Annotated in this window: 16 protein-coding genes; 9 read left to right on the top strand and 7 right to left on the bottom strand. The window is 61.8% G+C overall.

All coding sequences use genetic code 11. The features are described from left to right. Nucleotides 1-17 precede the first annotated feature (17 nt). From VH569_RS30735 to VH569_RS30710, 6 genes are all read right to left on the bottom strand, one after another. Nucleotides 18-1,070: a tyrosine-type recombinase/integrase gene (locus VH569_RS30735; RefSeq protein ID WP_423320555.1), complete on the bottom strand. Its 1,053-nt coding sequence runs from the start codon at nt 1,068-1,070 to the stop codon at nt 18-20. Next, complete coding sequence (locus VH569_RS30730; RefSeq protein ID WP_423320553.1) at nt 1,061-1,348, bottom strand: hypothetical protein; 288 nt, start codon at nt 1,346-1,348, stop codon at nt 1,061-1,063. The genes VH569_RS30735 and VH569_RS30730 overlap by 10 nt, the downstream gene beginning before the upstream one ends. Before the next feature lie 30 nt (nt 1,349-1,378). Further along, nucleotides 1,379-1,699: a hypothetical protein gene (locus VH569_RS30725; protein WP_376958153.1), complete on the bottom strand. Its 321-nt coding sequence runs from the start codon at nt 1,697-1,699 to the stop codon at nt 1,379-1,381. After that, the gene (locus VH569_RS30720) at nt 1,696-1,878 is read right to left on the bottom strand and encodes a hypothetical protein (RefSeq protein ID WP_423320551.1); all 183 of its coding nucleotides are present in this window, start codon (nt 1,876-1,878) and stop codon (nt 1,696-1,698) included. The genes VH569_RS30725 and VH569_RS30720 overlap by 4 nt, the downstream gene beginning before the upstream one ends. A 1-nt stretch (nt 1,879) precedes the next feature. Further along, nucleotides 1,880-2,329 carry a ribbon-helix-helix domain-containing protein gene (locus tag VH569_RS30715; RefSeq protein WP_423320549.1) on the bottom strand — a complete coding sequence of 150 codons (450 nt, stop codon included), beginning with the start codon at nt 2,327-2,329 and terminating at the stop codon, nt 1,880-1,882. A 213-nt stretch (nt 2,330-2,542) separates the two neighbouring features. Next, nucleotides 2,543-3,025: a helix-turn-helix domain-containing protein gene (locus tag VH569_RS30710; protein ID WP_423320547.1), complete on the bottom strand. Its 483-nt coding sequence runs from the start codon at nt 3,023-3,025 to the stop codon at nt 2,543-2,545. Between VH569_RS30710 and VH569_RS30705 the strand changes: the two genes are divergently transcribed. From VH569_RS30705 to VH569_RS30680, 6 genes are all read left to right on the top strand, one after another. Continuing rightward, nucleotides 3,008-3,280, top strand: coding sequence for a carph-isopro domain-containing protein (locus VH569_RS30705; RefSeq protein ID WP_375731234.1), 273 nt, complete (start codon nt 3,008-3,010; stop codon nt 3,278-3,280). The two genes, VH569_RS30710 and VH569_RS30705, sit on opposite strands and share 18 nt — an antisense overlap. A gap of 313 nt (nt 3,281-3,593) precedes the next feature. Beyond that, on the top strand, nt 3,594-3,860 hold the full coding sequence (locus VH569_RS30700; RefSeq protein WP_423320545.1) for a hypothetical protein: 267 nt from the start codon (nt 3,594-3,596) through the stop codon (nt 3,858-3,860). Nucleotides 3,861-4,299: 439 nt separating this feature from the next. Beyond that, nucleotides 4,300-5,487, top strand: a complete 1,188-nt coding sequence (locus VH569_RS30695; RefSeq protein ID WP_423320543.1) for a hypothetical protein — start codon at nt 4,300-4,302, stop codon at nt 5,485-5,487. A gap of 112 nt (nt 5,488-5,599) precedes the next feature. Beyond that, a complete protein-coding gene (locus tag VH569_RS30690; protein WP_423320541.1) occupies nt 5,600-5,851 on the top strand; it encodes a hypothetical protein in 252 nt (83 codons plus the stop codon). Between the two features lie 104 nt (nt 5,852-5,955). After that, nucleotides 5,956-6,576, top strand: coding sequence for an AAA family ATPase (locus VH569_RS30685; protein WP_423320539.1), 621 nt, complete (start codon nt 5,956-5,958; stop codon nt 6,574-6,576). 2 nt (nt 6,577-6,578) lie between these two features. Then, on the top strand, nt 6,579-7,253 hold the full coding sequence (locus VH569_RS30680; RefSeq protein ID WP_423320537.1) for a DUF3102 domain-containing protein: 675 nt from the start codon (nt 6,579-6,581) through the stop codon (nt 7,251-7,253). A 60-nt stretch (nt 7,254-7,313) separates the two neighbouring features. Here VH569_RS30680 and VH569_RS30675 read toward each other — a convergent pair whose 3' ends face one another. Further along, nucleotides 7,314-8,282, bottom strand: coding sequence for a hypothetical protein (locus tag VH569_RS30675; protein ID WP_423320535.1), 969 nt, complete (start codon nt 8,280-8,282; stop codon nt 7,314-7,316). Nucleotides 8,283-9,346: 1,064 nt separating this feature from the next. Here VH569_RS30675 and VH569_RS30670 point away from each other — a divergent pair. The 3 genes from VH569_RS30670 to VH569_RS30660 are packed head-to-tail and all read left to right on the top strand — an operon-like array spanning nt 9,347 to nt 15,275. Then, the gene (locus VH569_RS30670; protein WP_423320533.1) at nt 9,347-10,858 is read left to right on the top strand and encodes a type I restriction-modification system subunit M; all 1,512 of its coding nucleotides are present in this window, start codon (nt 9,347-9,349) and stop codon (nt 10,856-10,858) included. Further along, nucleotides 10,858-12,117 (top strand): restriction endonuclease subunit S, encoded by a 1,260-nt coding sequence (locus VH569_RS30665; RefSeq protein WP_423320532.1) that lies wholly within the window; start codon nt 10,858-10,860, stop codon nt 12,115-12,117. Before VH569_RS30670 ends, VH569_RS30665 begins: the two co-directional genes overlap by 1 nt. Continuing rightward, nucleotides 12,114-15,275: a type I restriction endonuclease subunit R gene (locus VH569_RS30660; RefSeq protein ID WP_423320530.1), complete on the top strand. Its 3,162-nt coding sequence runs from the start codon at nt 12,114-12,116 to the stop codon at nt 15,273-15,275. Before VH569_RS30665 ends, VH569_RS30660 begins: the two co-directional genes overlap by 4 nt. Nucleotides 15,276-15,361 lie beyond the last annotated feature (86 nt).

Raw genomic sequence — 15,361 nt, 5'->3', positions numbered from 1 at the left:
GTTCCGGGATGTTCTGCTCAAGGTTGCGCTTTTCTTCCCTTATGGCGCTTCCTCTGCGCAGCCGCCGCCATGCGATCATCGGGCCGGACATAGACTGCGACCACGCCGCGGGACCGGTGCCCCGTCACCGCCCGGATCTCGTCATCGGTGGCGCCGGCCGCGCCCAGCTCGGTGGCGGCGGTCCGGCGCAGATCGCGGAACTGAAGCTCCGCCGGCAGCTGGGCGAGCGCACGGATCCGGGCGAACTCGTGGCCGAAGTGGAATTTCTGGTACGGCCGGCCGGTCGCCTCGCTGACGATCACCTGTACGGCGTCGCGCTTCACCTTCCCCAGCAGCGCCTGCATGGACGGCGTCACCGGCACGCGCAGGGCATGCTTGGTCTTCCCCTGCACCAGGCTGAACGCCGTGCCGTCATAGTCCGACCATTTCAGCGCCAGGATGTCCCCCTGCCGCTGGCCGATGTCGAGCGCCAGCCGAACCGCGAGCGCCAGTGACTCCCGGCCGGCCTCGATGGCGGCGGCACAGAAGGTCTCGACCTGATCCGGTGTCCACAGCTGCGTCCGAGCCTGCGTGCCGATCAGCCGCATCCCATCTGCCGGCGACACGTCGATCATGCCGCGGTCGCAGGCATGGCCCAGCACGATGCGCCAGACCCGCATCACGGCGTTGGCGGTGGCGAGGCCGGATTTCTTCTGCACCGCCTCATAGCCCGTCACCAGCCAAGCTCTGGTGATGCTGGCCACCAGCTTGTTGCCGGCCACCTTTTCGATCCGGTTCAGCAAGAGCCGGTATTCATGCTTGGTCTTCGGCGCGAGCTTGGCGTACTGCGGGGAGGCCTGATACTTCGCGATGAGGTCGGCCACGCTGTTCGGGAGGATCGCGGGCTGAAGGCCGGAGCGGCGGACCCGCTCGGCCTCGACCTCTGCGTTCAGTTCGCGAGCGCGGGCAATCGCCTTGTCCGTGTCATCGCCCAGAGCTTCGTCGCTGAAGCCCAGCGCCTTGACCGCCGGGGTGGTGCGCCAATACCAGCGCCCAGCCACCCGCTTCATGCGCAGGACCGTCAACTCCACCTTGCCCATTCGTCAGCGCCCGCCGTGCCCGTTGTGGATGAGTGTTGCACAAGCCCGCTGCGCTCGTCCTGCCGTCTGTCCAACAGCAGCCGGTCCCACAGTAGGCGGGCGGTGCGCCGGCCTGCGCCGCCGCGGCGTTCAGGCTCCGGCCAGCGGCCTTCCTCGACTTCCTTGGCGAACTGGCTGGGCGAAACACCGACATAGCGTGCCGCCTGGGCGCGGCTGAGCATGCGCGGCCAGTACGGCAAGCCTTCGAGGTCAGAGACTCGGGCGGCCAAGGCTCACCTCCATCCGGCAAAGAGCGACGGTCACGTTCGGCCTCCCGTGTGCGGGTCGGCCAGTGGGACGGCTGGCAGAGCCCGCGTCGGTCCGCCATGCGCCAGCAGGTAGGCGATGGGGGAGGGCACGGCGACCACCAGCACGGGGAAGACGGCGCGCGGGTAGTGGGTGGGGATGTCCACGCTGTAGACGCCGGGGGCGAGGATGTCGCACACGACCGGGACCTCGCCGACGGCGAGGATGACCAGCCGCTCGCCCTGCCGGAATTGGATCCGGCGGACGTCGGCCGGGGTGTCGAACCGCGCCGCGTGGCACACCTGCCAGTCGGTTGCTTCGAGGGTGGAGATCACGGCAGTTCCTCCCGCGCCAGTTCGGCGCAGTCGCGGTGATAGAGCGCGGCGGACAGCAGGCGCTTGCGTCGGAAGGAGAGGGCGGTTTCCCCAGCCTCCAACTCGGCCCGGCCGGCTTCCTCCAGATGCCACTGGACGAGGCGGGCCCCGGCCGCGGTCTCTTGCCCTGCACCGGTCATGTCAGTTACTCGCCCGATTGGTCGGGAACCCGCAGCCATTGGTGCGGCGTTCCTGGCCCAGGAAGGACAGCACGGCATTCGGCGCTGTGTAGGTCTGGAGGAAAAGACGGATCAGAGAGGTGAGCGGCAGATCGTCGGCGTGGAACCGCTCATGCACGGCGCTGATCAGGACATCGCGGTTCGCGTACCCTTCCGCCTCCGCGATGTGATCCAGCAACAGCCATGACGTCACGTCGAGCCGCATAGATGTCCGATGTACCGTCCATCGGTTGTTGACCACCACGTTGTAAGTGACCAACGGCGTCGCGCCCTTCTTGGGCAGCGCCGGAACCATGTGCCGCAGCGTGCTCTCCAGCTTTTCGGAGTGCGACGGCGCGAAGGATCGGTCCATGGATACGTTCTGCGCACCGGCACGACGCTGAAGTGGGACCTTAATGGAGACGTCCATCATCCTTTACCTCGTGCGTGATTCGACGCACATTGTCCGAATTATTTTCGGACAGGTCAACGGCTGATGGGCGAGAAAACCGAAAAATTTTCGGACACGCACAGGGTGAGGTCGTGGCTCAACCCGCTACCTTCCAAGGTCATTCTTCAAGTTTTCAGATTGGTGTGCTAATGTAAAAGTCTCATTCAGTCGTAATCATGCATTGGAAAATCTTTACTATCTCTGGGCTGCTAATCTATTGCTTGGCTCGGGATCGCTTTCCGATAAGTCACTTCTTTCGCCAGAGGGGGAAGATTGTAAGTCGAGATCCTTCAATCTGGTGCCTAGCGAAAACTCTAATCCTTTAATTTCGCCGTCATAAATCCAATCTTGCGTTATTCCCCAACGCTCTTTTAGCGTGGAGATATACCAAGGCCTGACGAGAGCTTTTCCTCTTTCCCAAGAAGACAGCACGTCTTCCGAGACATTTGTAAGCTGGGCAAATTCCCGACCAGTTACATACCCCAACGCTTCGCGGGTGGCTCGCAATCTGCGTCCGGCCGCGACCGCGTAGGCCTTTTCTGATTTGGGAGGCATAGATTCCGATTCCATCAGTGAGATGGAATCATCCCCGACATCGCCGGGAACCTTGTCCGAAGAATTCCCGTTGACTTGTCCGAAATATTTTCGGACTGTTGGTGCATGCTCACGCACGATCATGTCATATCCGCTTTCGGTGGCGGCACGAACATGGCAGCGGCCTTGGAGGCCGAAGGCAGCCCTGTTGATCGTGAAGCCGTCTACAAGTGGCGGAGGAACGGAATTCCACCGCGTTACTGGGGGATTGTCGCGCGTGCAGCTTCTCGTCTCGGCCTTCAAGGCATCACTCGAGAGGCGCTGGAAACCGCTCAACCATCCAAAGGACCGCGAGTGCGGCGTTCACGCGCTCTTCCTGCGCTGTCGATCAGCGGATAGCCGGGGGGACGTATGCTCATGTGCGAAGATCACCAGTTGTTTATCGGGGAAGCATCGCTCGTATTCCGCGCTCTGCGCAACAGCCAAGCTCATGGGCTGCGACCGGCGGTGACGCCTGAGAAGTTAGGTGCTGGCCGATTGCTTTGGTCAATCGGGGGCCTCCCGAGTTCGTCCTCCTTCCAACCTGTGTGGTCCCGCTCCGCATGGGCCTTCGGTTCGCTCCCGGTCTTCCCTTGTCCGTGGCCGGGATGCGATCGCGGCCGGCGCCAGTTCCAGCCGGCGCCGGCCGCAGTTCTGTTCCTGGGGAGGCGTGATGGCTGGGCTTGATCCATCTCATCTGACGCCTGCCCAGTGCGCCGTCCTCGATACGTGGCCAGCCTTCGAGGCTGCGGCAGCGGTGAAGTGGGCGACCATCGATAAGGTGGTGCGGACGCTCTGCAACGCGCAATCGCTGGCCGAGCTGAACGACGGCGAAGCGATCGAGCTGGCGGCGCTCCTGCGCCGTGGGACGGCACGCCTGCAGACACTGGCATCGGTCCGGACGGCCACCAACGCCGCCGTCGCGCGAGAGCGCGAATGACCGCCCGCGGGCGACCGTTCCGCCTGCGAAAAGATCCGAGATCCATCCACATCACCGGGAGCTATGCCGCAGTGGCGGTGTCGCCCCTTTGCGCCTGCCGGCGGCGCGCTGCCGTGCGAGGCCCGCCGGCAGACGGAGCGGTCGTGCCTGCGACCGCCCCGGACTCTGCTGCTGCCGATGTCAAACAGGTTGCGCTCTGCGTGGCGGCTGCCGCGCGAGCCCATTGCCGTCTTCGACCAACGAAAACTAGGTGCGTCATGCCGTTCATGGAAGTCAGCCAGATAGGCCGGAATGGCGCACGGAAGTATGGGTTTGCGACCATGAGCGTCACCGCCGCACCGATCCACTTCGACCGTGTCGTGCCGGTGCCGCTGTTATGCCCGCGTCGTCCTGGTCGAATACTGCGGCGGCCTGCATCCCCTCACACAGCGGGGGCGGCATGATCCAAGCGGACAAGCGTTCCCCCTTCTACCTCCTGCGCGAGCTGTTCCAGGACGCGCTGGGCCTGGCGCCGGGCCTGACCGACAAGCGCCGGGTGCTGGCGCTGCTGCTGGTCAGGCGCAGCGACGAGTCGATCTTCGTCCGCTGCGGCGAGCTGGTGGCGTGGATCGGCGCCGACAAGCTGGCGCGGGCTATGCGGTGCGACCGCCGCACCGTTCAGCGCGGCCTGTCCTGGCTGCTGGGCGCCGGCATCATCGAGGTGGACCGAAAGGGCGGCGGACGGGCCCGCTCCACCCGCTACCGCTTCAGCAAACACTGGCTGGGGGCGACCGCCGTTCAGCTGGAAAACTGCGGCATCGCCGACGCCTATGGCCTGCCCGACGATCTGTTCGCCATGGCAAACGGCGGCACCTATGCCGCAGTTGCCGCCCGGTTCAGCGGCGAAACCGCGGCGGACGGGTGGCATGGGGTGGGAGAGGGCGGCCGAAACAGCGGCATGGCCGCCGCAGTTCCGGGCGCAAACAGCGGCATGATCGGCGGCGGCGCGGAGAACAGCGGCGCGGATGCCGCTATATCCGAGCGAAACTGCGGCGCGTTTTCGGACGGCGACGGAGAAACTGCGGCGCTGGCGTCCACAAACTGCGGCAATTCAGCCGGAAACTGCGGCGCAGCTCTGCCGCCCGAAATAGATCTAAATAATAGAAATAGAGGGGCGCGGGCGGTGAAAACTGCGACAGGCCAGAATCCTGACCGCCGCCAGCGTCACCTTCCCCTTCCGATTTCCGGCGGACGTTCTGCGGCGGATGAACCCCACGGCTATCCGGGGGCGGAGCGGAATCGTGGCTGGCAGCCGAGAATCGTGCAGAGAGCAACTGAGATTCTGGGCGACACCCAGCGCGCGGCCTTGGCGGTCGAGTGGCTGGAGGATGCGCAGAAAGAGCGGCTGCGCGACGGGTACCGGCCGACGCCGGAGGAGCTGGGGAAGTGGCTGGGCTGGGCGCTCGACCGGGCGGACGGGGCGGGCAGTGTGGCGCCGGCCGGTGGGTTGCCGCCGGATCTGGCGCAGGCGGTCCAGTTGGCCGCCCAGCAGGCCGTGCGCGACGCGCTGCCGTCGATTGTCCCCACGCTGATCCAGGCGCTTCAGAAGCAGCTTCAGGGTGGCGGTGCCGGCACCGTGGCGGCTTGAGAAACGGCGGCATGGTGCAGCAGCTCGCGCAAGGGGGGGAGGGGGCAGGGATGAGCGCTTCGGTCGGAGGGGGCAACGGAAACGGCGGCGCGCTGCGGCGGGGCCGGCGGTCATGAGCCGGGCCGGCCAGCAGCTGCCCCTGGATCTGGGCGTGCCGCCGCGCACTGCGCGACACCGGCCTGTGCAGGTCCAGCCGGAGGAGCCGGGCGTGTACCGCGCCGTGGAGGTGCTGCGCGCGGCCGGGCTGCGGGTCTACCGGAACGGCGCGCTGCATCTGGTCGACGGCAAGCTGCTGACCACGGCGGAGTTGATGCGCCTCTTCCACGCCCAGCAGCGGCGGGAACGGGGCAAGGCCGACCGCTGAAGCGGCGGCAACGAATCGGGTGCCGCCGTTCCGCCGACAGCGCGGAGCGGCGGCGTGGGGAAAACGGGAAAGTGTTCACGCGTGAACACTTTGGGGGCTGGAACATGAAGACGATCCTGGTGGTGCAGGGAAAGGGCGGCGGGCCGAAGACGGCGACCGTCCGCAATTTGGCGGTGGCGGCTGCGACGGCCGGGCTGCGCGTGGGTACGCTGGACACGGATCCGCAGGGCAGTCTGACGCACTGGCACAGCCTGCGCCCGGCCGACGTCGCGCGGATCGCTGGCGAGCAGCGCGTGCTGGGCGAGGTAACGGAGCGGCCGACGCCACAGGGCCTCGACCTGCTGGTGATCGACACGCCGACCGCGGTGGAGTTCTTCCCCGAATCGACGGCGCTGCTGTTCGACGCGGCCGACTTGGTGCTGGTGCCGGTGCGGCCGGGACCGGAGGATCTGGTCAGCATGCAGGCCATGCTGCCCTATCTGCACAGCCGGCGCCGGCCGATGCGGTTGCTGCTGAGCCAGATCCAGCCGCGCCTGCGCGAGACCGCCGACGCACGCGCCATCGTCGCCGGCATGGGCACGCCGGCGCCGGTGGAGATCCCGCTGCTTCAGGAAGTGCCGCGCAGCTTCATGGCCGGCCTGGGCACGGCCGAGATCCCCGGCACCCGCACCGGCCCGCTGTTCCGCGACCTGTGGGCCTACCTTTCCACCGAGATGGGAGTCTGACGATGGCACCGACCGCCCGCAGCCTGGGGAATGCCCGCCTGTCGATGCTGGCCAAGCCGCGCACCCTGACCACCCGCGCCGAGTTCGCCGCCGACATCCGCCGGGAATGGACCAACGCGCTGGAGGCCACCGTGGCGGTGGGCCGGCGTCTGAACGAGGCCAAGGAGGCGCTGCTGCACGGCGAATACGAGGCGATGGTGACGAACGACCTACCGTTCAGTACCTCGACCGCCCGCAAGCTGCGCGAGATCGCTGACTTTGTGGATGAGGGCAAGGTGCAGCTGGACCGGCTGCCGGAAGCGATGGGCACCCTCTACGCCATCGCGACGCTGCCGGACGAGACGCGCCAGCAGGCCCTGGACGCCGGCACGATCCATCCGACGGTGACGCGGGCCGAGGTGGCAGCGCTGAAGCCGCCAGCCCGGCCGGTTGACCGTCCGGTCGAGGTCATCGCCCCATCCGCCCAGCCGGCGAAGGAGCCGTCACCGCCGCGTGAGTCACGCTTCGCAGCGGCGCTGTCGCTGCCCTGGCACACGGATCCGGCCGATCCCGGCGCCATCACCGTCGAGCTGGACGGCGTGCGACGCTACCTGCTGGTGATGGTAGCGCCCGATCCGGCGGCGGCCGACGTGGTGCGGCATGTGGTGGAGTTGCATAACAACGCATCTGAACATTAAGGTCGTTTGCTGAAATTGCCTATTGCGATATGTTTTGATATCAACTAGATGTGCAAAGTATTATCCAGATTTTTTGATAAAAGCACCATTTATTTTCTTCTCTTTTGTCAGATAAAGCTTCAAATATTTGTCCACTAGATATTGAATATCATTTAACGGAAGATCTTGAATTGAACATGACATGCTATGAAAAAAACCGTCCCGAATAATTTTAGATTTTTTCAGCAAATTTATGTGTTCATTTGCGTTCGGATCATTGAGGTGGCTTGAGAGAGCAGAAAATTTATCAAGTAAGCGATATTTATCCTTCATTACCTCGTGAATTCTCTTGGAAAAGATGTCATGCACCGGAGCCTCATTTAGAGTAATATTGACATTACCTTGAATTTTTTTAAATTGAGTTGCAATAAATACTTCTAATGCGGTCCAAGCAGAAATAAAAGCATGCAGAAATCCTAGCTCGTAAGGTTCCATGGACTTAGAGTATAGATCAATAACTAACGTTAACTCATTATTGTCCTGAAAAAATTTAGATAACTGAACCGCAGTTTGTATTTCTTCTTCAAGAATATTGGAAATCATTCTATCATGTATACGTCTTCTGTTGTTAACATTAGTGTGATTGCCATTCGCAATGTTAAGAACATAGTATCCTTCAAATATAAATTCAAATTCTTTCGATATTTTAGAATATCTGGCCAACGATATTGCGCTTGCGGTCACTCCAAATGCTCTGGACGATATCGACTTATGGGGGAGTTTTTCTAAATTTATACCTTCATCGTCCTTAAAGTTATCTAGATCTTCAATAGAAAATGACTTTAGCACCGATATATAGAGAATTGCATTGAGGTCACTGTGAATTTGATATGACCGCATAGTTGATTTAATTCTCGTTTGCTTCTCATCATCTAGGTCTGATAATTCTTTCCCAAATGGTATCAGGATGGATTTCAAAATAAGTTCGAAAGACTCGGCGCCGAGCAATCTGACTGTAACATCATCATCGCTTAACAGCATGATATCCATGCAAGGATCAGGGTTATAAATCCCAGTAGCCGAATAAAATCTGCAATATTTAATGTTCATTTTCTGTCCTGTCATTTTTGTGTTATGCAACTTGCGTGCATCTTACGATGCGACATGCCGGCAAGATATAATTTATAAACTCAAAGTTTCTCCAATAAAGTGTGTTTCTAGTAAATTTGAGCGCTGATAAGGGGGTATAGCTTTGATAGCTATCCTCAGGCGCAACAATAACAGGCGATCATTCCACGTATCTTCCAACGTAGCATCAGGAATGGCAAGCGTCAGGGACGATACTGGCGGGCGCGCGAGCTGGGCGAGGCCGAAGAACGGCGGGTCCGCGCCGCTCTGACCGCCTACGCCCTGGACCGGGTGCGACAGGGCCGGCCGGTGGACATTGCGATGCTGTCGGTCTCGGCCGTCGCCCGGCCTCTGCTGCCGGCACAGGTGCCGTCACTGATCGGCACGCCGCTGCCACCTATGTCGACTCGCTGCGCGGCCTGTGGACGGCAACATCTGCCTGCAGCATGTGGGACAGCATCGCCGCGATGATCGACAGCCACGCCCACCAGTTCCACCAGCGCCTCCCGATCGGATAGCGCCTTTTCTATTCTATGCCGGCTCCGCGAAGAGGGGGATTCACCTCTTCGCGTGCGGGCTTGAGGCTCTTCGTGCATTGTCGGCGTGATGCCATGCCGCTCGGCCGCTGATGGCCGACCCTCATGGCTGGGCCACCCGCAACCCGGCCAGGCCATCCGCTTGCAACGCCGCAAGCGCATAATCCCGTTGCTCCCTATACGAGAATTGGCCAATCTCCCTCCTCCCGTTTTCGATAGGCACGGCGGCACACCAGCCGGCCGCCGTGTCGAAAGCGGGCCAGGGTGCTGTGGAGGTCCGGGCGGCGATAGGCTGTTCGGTCGCCGTCGCTCCCATCGGAATGAGCAGTTTGCGTACCAATCCGTTGAAGGACATCCGTCATGGCCCGAGGCCGTCCGCGTAAGAACCCAGAAGCCCCGAAACCGGAACAGAAGACGGCCGCGGAGAAGCAAGCGGATTTCGAGCGTGATTTGTTCCTGGCCGCGGACAAGCTGCGGAAGAACCTGGAGCCGTCGGATTACAAGCACGTCGTTCTGGGTCTGATCTTCCTGCGGCATATCTCTCTGGCGTTCGAGGCGCGGCATGAGGCCTTGCTGCGGGAAGACCCGGAGGCGGCCGAGGATCGCGACGAGTATCTTGGCGAAAACATCTTCTGGGTGCCGAAGGAGGCGCGTTGGTCCCATCTTCAGGCCAATGCCCCGCAGCCGACCATCGGCAAGCTGATCGACGAGGCAATGACCGCCATCGAGGCGGAGAACCCGACGCTGAAAGGCGTTCTGCCCAAGGATTACAACCGCCCCGCCCTCGACAAGGTGATGGTGGGCGAGTTGGTCAATCTGATTTCCGGCATCGCCCTTGGCGTCGAGGGTGGTGCGGCCCGTGACCTGCTGGGCCGCGTCTATGAATATTTCCTGGGCGGCTTCGCCGGTGCGGAAGGCAAGCGCGGCGGCGAGTTCTATACGCCCCGCTCGGTGGTGCGGGTGCTGGTCGACATGCTGGAACCCTTTCCCGATCCGGCGCGCGGGGTGGAAGGCCGGGTCTATGATCCCTGCTGCGGTTCCGGTGGCATGTTCGTCCAGACCGAACGGTTTCTGGAAGCGCACGGCGGGCGGATCGGCCAGCTCGCCATTTATGGGCAGGAAAGCAACTACACCACTTGGCGGCTGGCCAAGATGAACCTTGCGGTGCGCGGTATCGACGCCAGCGGCATCGCCTGGAACAACGAGGGCAGCTTCCACAAGGACGAATGGCGCGACAAGAAGTTCGATTTCATCCTGGCCAACCCACCCTTCAACGTGTCGGATTGGGGCGGCGAGCGGCTGCGCGAAGATGTTCGCTGGGCCTACGGCGCGCCGCCGGTCGGCAACGCCAACTACGCGTGGCTCCAGCACATCCTGCACCACCTCGCCCCCAACGGCACGGCGGGTGTGGTGCTGGCGAATGGCTCGATGTCGTCGGCGCAGAGCGGCGAGGATGTCATCCGCCGCGCCATGGTCGAGGCCGACGTGGTCGATTGCATGATCGCCCTGCCGGGGCAGTTGTTCTTTTCCACCCAGATTCCCGCCTGCCTGTGGTTCCTCAGCCGCAATAAGAAGAATGGCCGGTTCCGCGACCGGCAGGGCGAGGTTCTGTTCATCGACGCCCGCAAGCTGGGCTTCATGGCCGACCGCACCCGCCGGGAATTTTCCGACGAGGACGTGGCGAAGATCGCCGGGGTCTACCACGCGTGGCGCGGAGAGGCGGACGCGGGCACCTATGAGGATGTGCCGGGCTTCTGCAAATCCGCCACACTGGAAGAGATCAAGGGACACGGCTATGTGCTGACGCCGGGACGCTATGTGGGGGCAGCGGATGTCGAGGAGGACGATGTGCCGTTTGCGGAGCGATTTTCCTCATTGCGGGAGCAGCTTGAGAGGCAATTCGCTGAAGCCGAGGACCTGACGGCAGCAATCCGGCGGCGTCTGGCGGGAGTTGGGTTGTAATGCAGGAAGTGCATCTTGCCGATTTGCTATCCTTCACACGCGACGGCGAATGGGGAAATGGTGAAGCTTCCGAGGGATATTCTCCGGCCTTGGTGATACGTGGGACGGATTTTGAACGGGTAAGAGCTGGCGATCTCAATACGCTGCCGCTGCGCTACATCCGGAGCGATATTCTGACACGAAAAACCGTCACCGCTGGCGATACATTGATTGAAACTGCAGGGGGAACAAAGGATCAACCAACGGGAAGAACTGTCTTTATTCCAAGTTCCGTCATTGCTGCTACCAACCTGCCGCTAATCTGCGCAAGTTTCGCTCGGTTCTTGCGGCCAGACTCTAACCTCGTCGATCCGCAGTTTCTTTTTTGGAAACTGCAAGACGAATACCACTCCCGGCGAATGATGCCGTATCACGTACAACATACAGGTGTTGCACGCTTTCAGTATACGCAGTTTGCTGAGAACTACCCGTTCTCCCTACCTAACCTGTCTATTCAACGTGCCATCGCTTCAACCCTCGGCGCGCTCGACGACAAGATCGAGTTGAACCGGCGGATGAATGAGACGCTGGAGGCGATGGCGCAGGCGATCTTCAAGGATTGGTTCGTCGATTTTGGCCCGACCCGCGCCAAAGCCGAGGGCCGCTTGTCCTACCTTGTTCCTGATCTGTGGTCTCTTTTTCCTGACCGCTTAGACAGTGATGGAAAACCAGAGGGTTGGCAAGCAGGCTGCCTATTGGACGTGTGTGAATTGAAGCGTGGGTACGATCTGCCTAGTGCGCAGCGACTGCCAGGACCGTACCCGATAGTCTCCTCTTCAGGAATAACCGGCTTCCACTCGGCTTTTATGGCGAAAGGTCCGGGGATAATAACAGGACGATACGGCACCATAGGAGAGGTGCATTTCATAAAAGGTCAGTATTGGCCTCTAAATACAACGCTCTACGTACGTGATATGAAATCAAATAGCGCTCTATTCATATACTATACGTTAAAGCGAGTAGATTATCAGAAATATTCCGATAAAGGCGCGGTGCCGGGCGTAAACAGAAATCACCTTCATCAATCTGAAGTGATCATACCACCGCGGTATGTTCAGGATAAGTTTGAGCAGACTTTGGAACCTCTTTGGCTGAAATATGATGCCAATATTGCAGAATCCCGCACCCTCGCCCAAACCCGCGACCTCCTGCTTCCCAAGCTGATGTCCGGCGAAATCCGCGTCCGTGACGCTGAAACCTTAGTGGAGAACGCCCTGTGACCAAACTCTCCGAAAGCCATGTGGAAGAAGCGGCGCTGGCATGGCTTGCGGAGCTTGGGTACACGATCACCTCCGGCCCGGCCATCGCGCCAGACAGCGTGGCACCGGAGCGCGCCAGCTATGAGGATGTCGTGCTGGTCGGGCGTCTTTTCCAGGCCGTTGCCCGTCTCAACCCAACCATCCCGGAAGAGGCGCGGGCCGAGGCGCTGCGCCGGCTGCGGCGGGTCGAGTATCCGGGGCTGATCGAGGAAAATCGCCGCCTCCACCGCCTGCTGGTCGAAGGGGTGCCGGTCGAGTTCACCGGCGCTGATGGAACGCTGAAGGGCGATCATGTCCGCCTGATCGACTTCGACGATCCCCAGGCCAACGACTGGCTGGCGGTCAACCAGTTCACCATCATCGAACAGAAGGCGAACCGGCGGCCCGACGTGGTGCTGTTCGTCAACGGGCTTCCGGTCGTGGTTGTCGAGCTGAAGAACGCCGGGGACGAGAACGCCACGCTCGACGGTGCCTTCAACCAGCTTCAGACCTACAAGGCGCAAATCCCCTCGCTTTTCCGCAGCAACGCGGCACTGGTGATTTCCGACGGGCTGGGTGCGCGCATCGGCTCGCTGACCGCCGGGCGTGAACGTTTCATGCCCTGGCGCACCATTCAGGGTGACGGGCTGACCAAGGGGATGGCCGAGCTGGAAATCCTGCTGAAAGGGGCATTCGAGCCGCGGCGTTTCCTGGCGCTGCTGAAGGATTTCACCGTATTCGGGGAAACCGGCGGCGGGCTGGCCAAGATCCTCGCCGGCTATCACCAGTTTCACGCGGTGCGCCACGCTGTCGAGCAGACGGTAGCGGCCACCGGCCCGCAGGGCGACCGCCGGATCGGTGTCGTCTGGCACACTCAGGGATCCGGCAAGAGCCTGCTGATGGCCTTCTATGCCGGCCAAGTCATCCTGCATCCGGCCATGGGCAACCCCACCCTGGTGGTGCTGACCGACCGCAACGACCTGGACCAACAGCTCTTCGCCACCTTCGGGCTGTGCAAGGATCTGCTGCGCCAGACGCCGCAGCGGGCGGACAATCGGGAGGAGTTACGCAGTCTGCTGACCCGGCCATCGGGCGGGGTGATCTTCACCACCATCCAGAAATTCCAGCCGGTGGACGGGGAGAAGGACCATCCGCTGCTGACCGACCGCCGCAACGTCGTGGTGATGGCCGACGAAGCGCACCGCAGCCAATACGGCTTCAAGATGAAGGTCGACGCCAAGGACGGAGAGATGTCCTATGGCTTCGCCAAGTATCTGCGCGACGCCTTGCCAGGCGCATCCTTCATCGGCTTCACCGGAACGCCGATCGAAAGCAGCGATGTCAACACCCCGGCAATCTTCGGCGACTACATCGACATCTACGACATCAGCCGTGCCGTCACCGACGAAGCGACGGTGCCGATCTATTACGAAAGCCGGCTGGCGCGGATCGAACTGCCGGAAGAGGAAAAGCCGAAGATCGACGCCGAAATCGCCGAACTGACCGAAGACCTGCTGGAAGGCGAAGAGGAGCGGTTGGGTCGCAAGTATGGCAGTGTGGAGGCGGTGGTCGGCGCCGATCGGCGTTTGGCCATGGTGGCGGCGGATTTGATCGGCCATGCCGAGGCGCGCTTCGCGGCCCTCGACGGCAAGGCCATGGTGGTCTGCATGAGCCGCCGTATCTGCGTCGAACTCTACAAGCACATCGTGGCTCTGCGTCCCGCCTGGCACAGCGACGACGACGAGCAGGGGGCGGTCAAAATCGTCATGACGGGGGCGGCCTCCGATCCGGCGGATTGGCAGCCGCACATCGGCAAACGCCCCAAGGCCCGGCGCGAATTGCTGGCGAAGCGGGCAAAGGATCCCGGAGATCCGTTGCGGCTGATCATCGTGCGCGACATGTGGCTGACCGGATTCGACGCGCCGTCCATGCACACTATGTACATCGACAAGCCGATGAAGGGGCACGGGTTGATGCAGGCCATCGCCCGCGTCAACCGGGTGTTCCGCGACAAGCCGGCCGGGCTGGTGGTGGACTATATCGGCATCGCCCAGAACCTGAAAGCCGCCCTGGGGCAATATTCCGGTCCCGATGGAGAGCAGACCGGCATCGATGAGGAAGAGGCCATCGCGGCGATGGTCGAGCGCTACGAGGTTGTCCGTGACATGTTCCGGCCGGGGATGGCCGATGGCTTCGACTATCGGCCGGCGCTGACGGAGACAGCAACGCCCCAGCTTCGCCTGACGATCATGGCTGGCGCCATGGACTGGGTGCTGTCCATGCAGCAGGCGCTGGCGGCGGATAAGAAAACCGAGGAGGAGAAGAAGCGCGCCCATCGTCATTACGCGGACGCGGTGCTGATCCTGTCGAAGCTCTACGCCATGGCGGCGGCCAGCGAAGAGGCGCAGGACATCCGGGACGAGGTGGGCTTTTTCCAGGCGGTGCGCGCCGCCCTGATCAAGACTGGAGCGGGCGGCGGGCGTAGCGGGGCCGACCGCGAGCTGGCCATCCAGCAGCTTGTCAGTCGGGCCGTGGTTTCCACCGAGATCGTGGACATCATGGCCGCCATCGGGTTGAGCCGGCCGGATATCTCGATCCTGTCCGATGAATTCCTAGCTGAAATGCGCGACCTGGAGAAAAAGAACCTGGCGGTGGAGGCGCTGCGCAAACTGCTGAATGGCCAAGTCCATTCGATGGGAAAATGCAACGTCGTGCAGGCGCGGGCCTTCTCCGAACGGCTTGAGGCGGCGATCACCCGCTATCACAACAACGCCGTGACGACGGTGGAGGTGTTGGAAGAGCTGATCGCGATGGCTCGGGAGATAGAGGCGAGCCGCCGGCAGGGCGAGGAAAGCGGTCTGGGAGATGACGAAATCGCCTTTTATACCGCCTTGGCGGATAACAAAAGCGCTCGCGACATGATGGGCGAGCCCGCTTTGCGAGTCATCGCCCATGAACTGGTGCAGGACATCCGCAAGAACCTTACCGTAGATTGGGCGCATCGTGAATCCGCCCGGGCCGACATCCGCCGTCGGGTGAAGCGGATCCTGCGGAAATACGGCTATCCGCCCGATTTGCAGGATATGGCGGTTCAGAACGTGCTTCAGCAGGCCGAAGCACTGTCTGCCGAGTTGGTGTAATGGTATGAAAGGTTGGATAGAATATGTCAATTTGAGCTGAGTGCAGGGCCGAAAGTCATTGACACAAGTCAATAGATAAGCGTGGG

It is taken from the genome of Azospirillum sp. 11R-A, from assembly GCF_049472615.1.
Classification (GTDB): Bacteria; Pseudomonadota; Alphaproteobacteria; order Azospirillales; family Azospirillaceae; genus Azospirillum; species Azospirillum palustre.
Note: the sequence above shows the minus strand (reverse complement) of the source record. Positions and strands in the feature narration are given on the sequence as shown.

Coding starts and splice junctions, on each gene's coding strand:
- VH569_RS30695 (WP_423320543.1), top strand. CDS start 4,300: ATGATCCAAGCGGACAAGCGTTCCCCCTTCTACCTCCTGCGCGAGCTG.
- VH569_RS30690 (WP_423320541.1), top strand. CDS start 5,600: ATGAGCCGGGCCGGCCAGCAGCTGCCCCTGGATCTGGGCGTGCCGCCG.
- VH569_RS30705 (WP_375731234.1), top strand. CDS start 3,008: ATGCTCACGCACGATCATGTCATATCCGCTTTCGGTGGCGGCACGAAC.
- VH569_RS30680 (WP_423320537.1), top strand. CDS start 6,579: ATGGCACCGACCGCCCGCAGCCTGGGGAATGCCCGCCTGTCGATGCTG.
- VH569_RS30715 (WP_423320549.1), bottom strand. CDS start 2,329: ATGATGGACGTCTCCATTAAGGTCCCACTTCAGCGTCGTGCCGGTGCG.
- VH569_RS30665 (WP_423320532.1), top strand. CDS start 10,858: ATGCAGGAAGTGCATCTTGCCGATTTGCTATCCTTCACACGCGACGGC.
- VH569_RS30720 (WP_423320551.1), bottom strand. CDS start 1,878: ATGACCGGTGCAGGGCAAGAGACCGCGGCCGGGGCCCGCCTCGTCCAG.
- VH569_RS30685 (WP_423320539.1), top strand. CDS start 5,956: ATGAAGACGATCCTGGTGGTGCAGGGAAAGGGCGGCGGGCCGAAGACG.
- VH569_RS30710 (WP_423320547.1), bottom strand. CDS start 3,025: ATGATCGTGCGTGAGCATGCACCAACAGTCCGAAAATATTTCGGACAA.
- VH569_RS30700 (WP_423320545.1), top strand. CDS start 3,594: ATGGCTGGGCTTGATCCATCTCATCTGACGCCTGCCCAGTGCGCCGTC.
- VH569_RS30675 (WP_423320535.1), bottom strand. CDS start 8,282: ATGGATATCATGCTGTTAAGCGATGATGATGTTACAGTCAGATTGCTC.